This window comes from uncultured Stenotrophomonas sp. (assembly GCF_963519125.1).
GTDB lineage: Bacteria > Pseudomonadota > Gammaproteobacteria > Xanthomonadales > Xanthomonadaceae > Stenotrophomonas.
The window spans coordinates 157,310-166,533 of record NZ_CAUQLJ010000011.1 but is presented as its reverse complement, the minus strand read 5'-3'; the positions used below and the strand labels follow the sequence as shown (position 1 = coordinate 166,533).

Here is a 9,224-nt window from a genome sequence, read left to right as displayed (position 1 = left end):
TGTTGTTGTTGTTGCGCGGGCCGCCGTCGCCGGCGTCCTGGCCACCGCCCTGCGCGGCCGGGGCATCGCCGCTGGACGCGGCCGGTGCCGGAGGAGCCTGCACAGGTGCCGGAGCAGCCGGCGCCGGCGCGGCGGGCGCGGCAGCCAGGGGCAGGGCGTTCTGGGCGGGGGTGGACCCGGTGTCGGCGCTGGGAGCAGCGGCCTTGGCGACGCGCGGCTTGCGCACGCGCTTCTCGGCGGGCGCGTCGGCGCTCCCGGGTTCGGAAGTAGTGATATCGGACAAGTGCTGAATTCCTCGCTGGAAGGTGCGAGCGCCCGGCAGGGGCGGCGAACGTTGGGAAGGGATTCTGGAAAGAGACGTCGTCCAGAAGATGCGGCGCGCGAATGCGGCCGGATGTGCCGACACTAACACCGGCTCGCGGCGGCGCGCAAGCCGGGTGGGGCAGGATCATTCATGCGGGCGTGGGGCCCGCGGGGCAGCCGGCTGGGCCGGCTGCCGGGGTGGATCAGGCCAGGGCCTTGTCGAGCAGGCCGGCCAGCTGGGCCTTGCCCACTGCGCCGATCTGTTCGTTGACCTTCTCGCCGTCCTTGAACACCACCAGGTACGGGATCGAACGGACATGGTACTTGGCGGCCAGGGCGCGGTTGTTGTCCACGTTGACCTTCACGATCTTGGCGCGGCCCTGGTACGCGTCGGCGAGCTCGTCGAGCGCCGGGGCAATCATCTTGCAGGGACCACACCATTCGGCCCAGAAATCGACCAGGACCGGTTCCTTGGAGTTCAGTACGGTGCTATCGAAGTCGGCATCGCCGACGTGTACAACCTTGTCGCTCATCTTGGTCTCTCGTTTTGGAGTGCACCTGGACGTGGCCACTAAAGACCTCATCCGCTCTGCTGCCTCGTTCCCCCTGGGGTCGTCGGCGGTGCGCCCGATGGATGCCTGGACGCTCACGGCCGGCAGTGTACCCCTATCGTCGCGGGGTGGCAGGTGCCGGCTGGAAAGAATTGTCCTGTGACAGCGGTCGCGATTTGCCGGGGGTGGCTTCAGCTATGTGGGGGTAGGGGCTGACGGTTCCAGAGCGGGTGCGCGGGGCGTTCAACTGGGGGTTGGCGGGGTGAAGGGGGTGGGAGGACAGCCACGCAAGGCGTGGCTCTACCGGGCGGACGTGGTGTCGCAGAAGGGCGTGCGACGGGGTGGGCCGGTATCCGGGCGGGTTTGCGCTAAACTGGGTCATTGTGCGGCGCCCCGGGACCCGGTCGGGTCCGGCCTCCGCCTTCCCCGGCGCAGGGCCCGCAGTGGCGACGGTGCCCCCCAAGATTGCAAGCCACCCGCTCTTCGTCGGCTGGCCTTACCAAGACGGACTCATGAGCGACAAACCGCTGACCGATTTGACTTTCTCCTCCTTCGAGCTGCATCCGGCCCTGCAGGCGGGCCTTGAAGGCGCTGGTTTCACCCGCTGCACCCCGATCCAGGCGCTGACCCTGCCGGTGGCATTGCCCGGCGGCGACGTCGCTGGCCAGGCCCAGACCGGGACCGGCAAGACCCTGGCGTTCCTGGTCGCGGTGGTGAACCGCCTGCTGACCCGCCCGGCCCTGGCCGACCGCAAGCCGGAAGATCCGCGCGCGCTCATCCTGGCACCGACCCGTGAGCTGGCGATCCAGATCCACAAGGACGCGGTGAAGTTCGGCTCGGACCTGGGTCTGCGCTTCGCGCTGGTCTACGGCGGCGTGGATTACGACAAGCAGCGCGAACTGCTGCAGCAGGGCGTGGACGTGATCATCGCCACCCCGGGCCGCCTGATCGACTACGTCAAGCAGCACAAGGTGGTGTCGCTGCACGCCTGCGAGATCTGCGTGCTGGACGAAGCCGACCGCATGTTCGACCTGGGCTTCATCAAGGACATCCGCTTCCTGCTGCGCCGCATGCCGGAGCGCACCACCCGCCAGACCCTGCTGTTCAGTGCCACCCTCAGCCATCGCGTGCTGGAGCTGGCCTACGAGCACATGAACGAGCCGCAGAAGCTGGTGGTTGAAGCCGAGACCATCACTGCCGCGCGCGTGCGCCAGCGCATCTATTTCCCGGCCGACGACGAGAAGATTCCGCTGTTGCTTGGCCTGTTGTCGCGCAGCGAAGGCGCGCGCACCATGGTCTTCGTCAACACCAAGGTGTTCGTCGAACGTGTTGCCCGTTCGCTGGAAAAGGCCGGCTACCGGGTCGGCGTGCTGTCCGGCGACGTGCCGCAGAAGAAGCGCGAGAGCCTGCTCAACCGCTTCCAGAAGGGCCAGCTGGAAATCCTGGTGGCCACCGACGTGGCCGCGCGCGGCCTGCACATCGACGGCATCAAGTACGTCTACAACTACGACCTGCCGTTCGACGCTGAAGATTACGTGCACCGCATCGGCCGTACCGCGCGCCTGGGCGAAGAGGGCGACGCGATCAGCTTCGCCTGCGAGCGCTATGCGATGGGCCTGCCGGACATCGAGGCCTACATCGAGCAGAAGATCCCGGTCGAAGCGGTCACCAGCGAGATCCTTACCGCGCTGCCGCGCCCGGAGCGCGCGCCGCTGGCCGAAGGCGAAACCGACGACAACGAAAGCGTCGGCCAGATCTTCCGCGAAGCGCGCGAAGCGCGTGCGGCCGAAGAAGAACGCCGTGGCGGTGGCAGTGGCCGCGGTGGCAAGCCGTCCGGTGGCCGTGGCGAACGCCGTGGCCCGGGCGAGCGCAGCAGCGATGGCAAGCCGCGTCGCGAACGCAAGCCGCGTGTGGAAGGCGAACAGCCGGCCGCCGAAGGCGCGCCGAAGCCGCAGCAGCCTGCCAAGGACGCTGCACCCTCGGCTGCCAGCAGTCCGGCAGTGGAAGGCGAGCGCGCGCCGCGCAAGCGCCGTCGTCGTCGCCATGGCCGTCCGGTCGAGGGTGCAACCGCCGAAGGCGGCGCTGGCCAGCCGGTGACGCCGGTGCAGGTCACCGCCAAGTCGATGCGCAACCCGGCACCGGCCGCGGACCCGGGCGCTTCGTTCCTGACCCGCATCGGCCGCAAGATCCGCCGCATGCTCTCGGGCAGCTGACCGATCAACGGTGGCGCCCAACGGTTGGACGGGCGCCACCGCATCCCCACGCCGTCGCTTCGCTCCTGCATAATCGGGGAATGAGCGTCCTGCGTTTTGACAATGTCAGCAAACACTATGCGGGCGGCCACCAGGCACTGGTGGACGTCAGCTTCGAGGTTGCGCCCGGCGAAATGTTGTTCGTCACCGGGCACTCCGGTGCCGGCAAGAGCACCCTGCTCAAATTGATCCACCTCGACGAGCGGCCCAGCCGCGGCGCGGTGGTGTTCGACGAACGCAACCTGCTGAAGGTGCGCGGTGGCGACATCCCGCATCACCGCCGTGCGGTCGGCGCGGTCTACCAGGACCATCGCCTGCTGATGGACCGCAGCATCGCCGAGAACGTCGCGCTGCCGCTGATCCTGCGCGGTACACGGCGCGGCGACATCGGCAAGCGGGTGCGCTCCGTGCTTGAACGCATGGGCCTGGGCCACCGCGAAAAAGCGCTGCCTTCGCAGCTCTCGGCCGGTGAGCAGCAGCGCGTCGGCATCGCCCGTGCGATCGTCGGCGAACCCAAGCTGCTGGTCGCCGACGAGCCCACCGGCAACCTCGACCCGACCCTGGCTGCGGAAATCATGGCGCTGTTTGCCGAACTTCCCGCGCGCGGCACCAGCGTGCTGGTGGTCAGCCACGACCTGGCGCTGCTGCGGGCCATGCGCAAGCGCGTGCTGATCCTGGACCACGGCAAACTGATCGACGACATCTCGCCGCAGGACCTGGCCGAATGAGTACCGCCACCAACAAGGAAGCCGCCGCGCCGTCGCGGCTGGGCGTGTGGCTGCATCATCATGGACACAGCGTGGTGTTCAGCCTGGGCCGCGCCTGGCGCAAGCCCTGGGCGACCCTGCTGACCATCATGGTGATGGCCCTCGCGCTGGCGTTGCCGCTGGGCCTGTCGATCGCGCTCGACAACCTGAAGCACTTTGCCGGCAGCGTGCAGCAGTCGCGCGACATCAATCTGTTCCTGAAAACCGACGTGGACGCCGCAGCTGCAAAGCAGGTGGCCGACACCCTGCGCGGCCGTGGCGACGTGGCCGGCGTGACCCTGCGTTCACCGGACGAAGGGCTGGGCGAACTGCGCGACAGCGCGGGCCTGGGCGAGGCGATCGATGCGCTGCACGACAACCCGCTGCCCTCACTTCTGATCATCACCCCCGCCAACCGCACCGACGATGCGCGCCTGGCGCAGTCGCTGGAAGGCCTGCCGCAGGCCGACCTGGTGCAGCACGACGCGCTGTGGCGCAAACGCCTGGACGCCTGGCTGGGCTTCGGCACGCGGCTGGTGCAGGTGCTGTCGGTGCTGCTGGGCCTGGGTGCTGCGCTGGTCGTGGGCAACACGGTCCGCCTGGACATCCAGGCACGACGCGACGAAATCGGCGTGCTGCAGCTGCTGGGCGCCAGCGACGGCTTCATCCGCCGTCCGTTCCTGTACCTGGGCGCGTGGTACGGCCTGGGCGCCGGTGCACTGGCGCTGGCACTGGTTGGCGTTGCCGGCCTGGCCCTGCGCCCGCCGCTGGCCGCGTTGTCGCAAAGTTATGCCAGCCCGTTCGTGCTGCACGGGCTGGATCTGCTGCATTCCTCGCTCGTGCTGGTCGGCACTGTAGTGCTGGGCTGGCTGGGCGCGTGGCTGGTGACGGGACACTTCCTGCGCCAGACCCGTCCGACCGAAACCTGAAGGCCCATCCTGCATGCGTCCGCAAGTATTGAAGCACCTGGTCGACGACGCGCCGCGCGTCATGGTGGTCGACGGTTCCAAGCTGGTCCGCAAGCTCATCGCCGACGTGCTGAGGCGCGAGCTGCCGGCCGTGGAAGTGGTGGGCTGCGCCAGCATCGAAGACGCGCGCATGGCGCTCGAGGCCGGGCCGGTCAACCTGGTCACGACCTCGCTCACGCTCAGCGACGGCGACGGGCTGGCGCTGGCGCGGCTGGTCCGTGAAACCGCCGGGCAGGCCTATGTGCCGGTGATCGTGGTCTCCGGCGACGCCCAGCAGCACCTGGAGCAGCGCCGCTTTACCGATGTCGTCACCGACTACTTCGACAAGGCGCTGGGACATGAAGCACTGGCGACCTTCATCCGGGGCTATGTGCAGCCGGAAACCATTCCCGGCGCCACCATCCTGTACGTGGAAGACAGCCGCGTGGTCGCCGAGGCGACCAAGCGCATGCTCGAGCGCCAGAGCCTCAACGTGCTGCACGTGATGACTGCCGAGGAAGCGTTCGCGCTGCTTACCGCCGAATCGCTGGGCCGCGGCAGCCACCGCATCGACCTGGTGCTGACCGATGTGACCCTCAAGGGCGAGCTCAGCGGCCTGGACGTGGTCGAGCGCGTGCGCGTGGACTTCGGCTACGGCAAGCGCCGCCTGCCCGTGCTGGTGATGACCGGCGACGGCAACCCGCTCAATCAGTCCAGCCTGCTCCAGGCCGGGGCCAACGACCTGGTGCAGAAGCCGATCGAAGAACGGTTGCTGGTCACCAAGGTGCTGTTCCAGCTGCGTCTGGCGCGCCTGGGCGACAAACCCGGCGCGCGATGAACGACGACGTACAGGCGGGCATCCAGCTGGAAGCGAGCTGGAAGGCCCGCATCGGCGATTACCTGCTGCGTCCAGAGATGCGCGCGCTGTCGGCGTACCTGCGCGAGCGCAAGGCGGCCGGGGCGCACGTGTTTCCGCCTGGCCCGCAGATCTTCGCCGCCTTCGACGCCACCCCGTTCGAGCAGGTGAAGGTGGTCATCCTGGGTCAGGACCCGTACCACGGCGCCGGCCAGGCGCATGGCCTGAGTTTCTCGGTGATGCCGGGCGTGCCGGTGCCGCCGTCGCTGTTGAACATGTACAAGGAGCTTGAGTCGGACCTTGGCCTGCCGCGTCCGGACCACGGCTGCCTGCTGCCGTGGGCGCAGCGGGGCGTGCTGCTGCTCAACGCGGTGCTGACCGTGGAAGAAGGGCAGGCTGGCGCGCACCAGAAGCGTGGCTGGGAAGGCTTCACCGACCAAGTGGTGGACACCCTCAACCGCGAACGGGAGGGCCTGGTATTCCTGCTCTGGGGCAGCTACGCGCAGCAGAAGGGCAAGGTGATCGACACGTCCCGCCATCGCGTGCTCAAGTCGCCGCATCCCTCGCCGCTGTCGGCGCACCGCGGCTTCCTCGGTTGCGGGCATTTCTCCGCAGCCAATGACTACCTGGAGCGACGCGGCCTGGGCCGCGTCGACTGGTCACTGCCGCCGCGGGCGGCGTTGGACCTGGCTACACCCCCAGCATCTCGATGATGGCGTGGGCCATCCGGCGCTTGCGCGGCGGCAGGCGCCGCACCAGCGACAGGATGTTGCCTTCCAGGTCGTTCTGTACGTAATCCGCATTCGGCTGCACGGTGCCGTGCAGGCCTTCGCCATCGGGTTTGGCACATCCCCTTCCGGTTGCCAGCCACTCGAACCGTACGCGGGTGACCACGGCAATTTGTGCCAGATGCGTCACGCTGGGGGTAGTGCCCTCCTTTCGCTCCCACTGCGCGACCGCACTGCGTTTCACTCCGGTTTCCAGGGCCAGCTGCGTCTGTGAAAGCCCTGCAGTGGTCCTTGCTGCTCGAATTCGATCCGACATCGACAGCATTGAAATCTCTCCCTTGCGTGTCCTTCCTGCGATGGGTAGTTATCGATACTAACCGGGCAGTGATTCTTTTTTTCGAATGTACAGAATCGCTGTCCGTGTCTGCCGCCCAAGGGTTTCCCATCTTTTCCCCCGTGAACGTCAGTACTGCTAACTGCGGTCTTCACAAAACCTTGTTTGCGTCTATCCGTTCGCCGACGTAATTAATTGTGAAACCGGCCACACATCGCCGGCTATTCAAAAAACGTCGAAAAATGCAGTCCTGCATGCGTCCCATGGTTGGCTCGCCAACCGTGCGGGAGCAGTGCAGCTCGGCGCAGGGGGACGGAAAATGGATAATGTGTTGAGTGTGAACGTTGCGTCAGGGCGATTCAGGTTTCCGAATGTCCTGCTGCTGTTTGTGATGGCTTTCTCGTTATTCGGCACAGTATCCAGCGTGAAGGCGCAGGACGCGTGCACCGCCAACGGCGCCTGTGTTTCTGCCGGGCCGCGGCTGGTCCAGGTAAGCAGCGCCGAGAGTCCCGTGCTGAATCTGCTGTTTTCCACGCTGCTGCCCGGGACCAATATCAATCTCACGGCGGTGGACTGGAACAGCATCGCGGCCGCCGATGTAAATCTGAATGCGCTGATTACGCAACTTAATGGGGGAGTTGTCGTAAGCGACCCCAGTCAGGTGCTCAATGCGAACATTACGCTGGCCCAACTGCAGGCGGCGCTGGTGTCCGTGCTGCAGGCCGACGGCCAGACCGCAGCGGCCAATGCGCTGAACCTGCTCACCCCCTCCATCGGCGGCCTGACCGGCAACATCCGCCTGGCCGACCTGCTGCAGGTGAGCCTGCCGCCCGGGTCGCTGGCCAACGTCAACCTGGACGTGCTCGACCTGATCACCGGTGGCGTGCAGCTGTACAACTTCCGCAACGTGGTGACCACGCCCACGCCGGTGACCCTCACTACCGCACAGCTGGCGCCGCTCGGACTGGGCGGGCTGGCCAATGTACGGATCTGGGCCCAGGTGATCGAGCCGCCCACCTACAACTGCGGCCCGGTCGGCACTGGCTTCCACAGCGCGGCGATCCGCCTCAAGCTCGATTTCGATATCGCCCAGGGGCTGACCCTCGCGCCGCTGGTGTCCGCGCTCAACGGGCTCAACATCGGCGGCCTGGTGTCGCTGGCTGGCACCAACATCACCGCCTCGCTCCTGCACCTGTCGGTGTATGCCGACATCGCGCGTGCCGAGGGCACCATCAACGCAGTCAACCTGGCCAGCAATGCGGTGACCCTGCAGGCGCGCCCGGGCCTGGTGAGCCTGTACATCGGCACCATCAGCGACGCGGTGTTCTTCAACCGCAACGCGGTACTGACCCCGGCCAGCGTCACCCCGATCAATGCAACCTCGCTGGCGGTCACGGTGGGCGTCAACCTGCTCGGTGGCCTGAAGGTGGCCGATGTGGACATACCGCTGACCGTGTCGCTGCGCGCGGCAGCCACTGCCACACCGCCAACGCAGTCGGTGGTGTTCACCGGTCCTTTCAAGCAGACCCGCACCCTCACCAGCGGCACAGTAAGCGCCACGGCGCTGGTGACTTCCCTGGTGAATTCGCTTGAACTGCAGATCACCAGTGGCACGCCGGTGGTGCGCTTGATCAACAACCTGATCGTGCTGCCACTGCCGGTGGGCAACATCGTCAATGCGGTCGTGGGCACCCTGCTGCAGGCACTGCGGCCGGTGGTCACGGCGGTGGTCGCACCCGTACTTTCGGCGGTTCTGGGCGGCGTTGTGGACAACCTGCTGGGCCTGCTCGGCATCCGCATCGGCCAGGCGGTATTCACCGTGGAAAGCATCTCGCAGAGCTGTGCGGCCACCGTGCAGCTGGTCAAGACGCTGGCGCCGACCACCGACACCGGCGTGTTCAACCTCAGTGTCGCGCAGGGGGCAACCGTGCTCGCCAGCGTTGCCAACGTGGGCAACAACGGCGCGACCACGGCGGTGGTGACTACGCCCGGAACGGCGTACACCCTTGCGGAAACCGCCGGAACCGCCACCGTGCTGGCGCGCTACGCAAGCACCTGGGAGTGCAAGGACCAGGCGGGCACCACGCTGAGCAGCGGAACCGGCCAGAACTTCACATTCACGTCGCCGGCCTTGTCGGCGCAGCCACTGAATGTGGTCTGCCGGATCACCAACCGTACGCGACAGGCCGATCTGTCCATCACCAAGACGGATGGAAGCGGCACGTACACGCCCGGTGGCACCGCCAGCTACGTCATCACCGTCAGCAATGCGGGGCCCGACCCGGTTACGGCTGCGCAGGTCAGCGACACGCTGCCGGCGGGCGCCACGCTCGGCGCGCCATGGACCTGCACCGCCTCGGCGGGCAGCGTCTGCAGCGCGGCCAGCGGCGGTGCCGCCGGGACCAACGGGGTAAGCCTGGGCGTGGACCTGATCAACGGCGGGACAGCGACGATCACCGTCCCGGTGATCTTCAGCGCCGACCCGGCCGCGTACTAGTCGTCTTCAT

General features: G+C 67.2%; 8 protein-coding genes and 1 pseudogene. 6 read left to right on the top strand and 3 right to left on the bottom strand.

Translation table 11 applies throughout. From position 1 onward, the window contains the following. Together RYM47_RS11695 and trxA are read right to left on the bottom strand one after the other, a co-directional pair. Positions 1–283 (bottom strand): annotated as a pseudogene (locus RYM47_RS11695) (transcription termination factor Rho); the annotation flags it as partial. Between the two features lie 223 nt (positions 284–506). Then, on the bottom strand, positions 507–836 hold the full coding sequence (gene trxA, locus RYM47_RS11690) for a thioredoxin (RefSeq protein ID WP_315388068.1): 330 nt from the start codon (positions 834–836) through the stop codon (positions 507–509). Between the two features lie 530 nt (positions 837–1,366). Between trxA and rhlB the strand changes: the two genes are divergently transcribed. From rhlB to ung, 5 genes are all read left to right on the top strand, one after another. Then, positions 1,367–3,067 carry an ATP-dependent RNA helicase RhlB gene (gene rhlB, locus RYM47_RS11685; protein ID WP_315388066.1) on the top strand — a complete coding sequence of 567 codons (1,701 nt, stop codon included), beginning with the start codon at positions 1,367–1,369 and terminating at the stop codon, positions 3,065–3,067. Positions 3,068–3,147: 80 nt separating this feature from the next. Next, a complete protein-coding gene (gene ftsE, locus RYM47_RS11680; protein ID WP_070207341.1) occupies positions 3,148–3,834 on the top strand; it encodes a cell division ATP-binding protein FtsE in 687 nt (228 codons plus the stop codon). After that, positions 3,831–4,781 carry a permease-like cell division protein FtsX gene (ftsX, locus tag RYM47_RS11675; protein WP_315388064.1) on the top strand — a complete coding sequence of 317 codons (951 nt, stop codon included), beginning with the start codon at positions 3,831–3,833 and terminating at the stop codon, positions 4,779–4,781. Before ftsE ends, ftsX begins: the two co-directional genes overlap by 4 nt. Positions 4,782–4,794: 13 nt before the next feature. Beyond that, complete coding sequence (locus RYM47_RS11670) at positions 4,795–5,637, top strand: response regulator (protein WP_315388063.1); 843 nt, start codon at positions 4,795–4,797, stop codon at positions 5,635–5,637. Continuing rightward, positions 5,634–6,368, top strand: a complete 735-nt coding sequence (gene ung, locus RYM47_RS11665) for a uracil-DNA glycosylase (protein ID WP_315388062.1) — start codon at positions 5,634–5,636, stop codon at positions 6,366–6,368. The genes RYM47_RS11670 and ung overlap by 4 nt, the downstream gene beginning before the upstream one ends. Here the strand turns inward: ung and RYM47_RS11660 are convergent. Continuing rightward, positions 6,346–6,708, bottom strand: coding sequence for a helix-turn-helix transcriptional regulator (locus tag RYM47_RS11660; RefSeq protein WP_315388060.1), 363 nt, complete (start codon positions 6,706–6,708; stop codon positions 6,346–6,348). The genes ung and RYM47_RS11660 overlap by 23 nt on opposite strands. Positions 6,709–7,108: 400 nt before the next feature. On the opposite strand from RYM47_RS11660, the gene RYM47_RS11655 reads away from it, so the two are divergent. Further along, entirely contained in the window at positions 7,109–9,214 is a 2,106-nt protein-coding gene (locus RYM47_RS11655; RefSeq protein ID WP_315388058.1) for a hypothetical protein, read from the top strand. Positions 9,215–9,224: the final 10 nt, after the last annotated feature.

Excerpts from the sequence above, each read along its gene's own strand:
- trxA (WP_315388068.1), bottom strand. The coding sequence starts at position 836 with ATGAGCGACAAGGTTGTACACGTCGGCGATGCCGACTTCGATAGCACC.
- rhlB (WP_315388066.1), top strand. The coding sequence starts at position 1,367 with ATGAGCGACAAACCGCTGACCGATTTGACTTTCTCCTCCTTCGAGCTG.
- ftsE (WP_070207341.1), top strand. The coding sequence starts at position 3,148 with ATGAGCGTCCTGCGTTTTGACAATGTCAGCAAACACTATGCGGGCGGC.
- ftsX (WP_315388064.1), top strand. The coding sequence starts at position 3,831 with ATGAGTACCGCCACCAACAAGGAAGCCGCCGCGCCGTCGCGGCTGGGC.
- RYM47_RS11670 (WP_315388063.1), top strand. The coding sequence starts at position 4,795 with ATGCGTCCGCAAGTATTGAAGCACCTGGTCGACGACGCGCCGCGCGTC.
- ung (WP_315388062.1), top strand. The coding sequence starts at position 5,634 with ATGAACGACGACGTACAGGCGGGCATCCAGCTGGAAGCGAGCTGGAAG.
- RYM47_RS11660 (WP_315388060.1), bottom strand. The coding sequence starts at position 6,708 with ATGCTGTCGATGTCGGATCGAATTCGAGCAGCAAGGACCACTGCAGGG.
- RYM47_RS11655 (WP_315388058.1), top strand. The coding sequence starts at position 7,109 with ATGGCTTTCTCGTTATTCGGCACAGTATCCAGCGTGAAGGCGCAGGAC.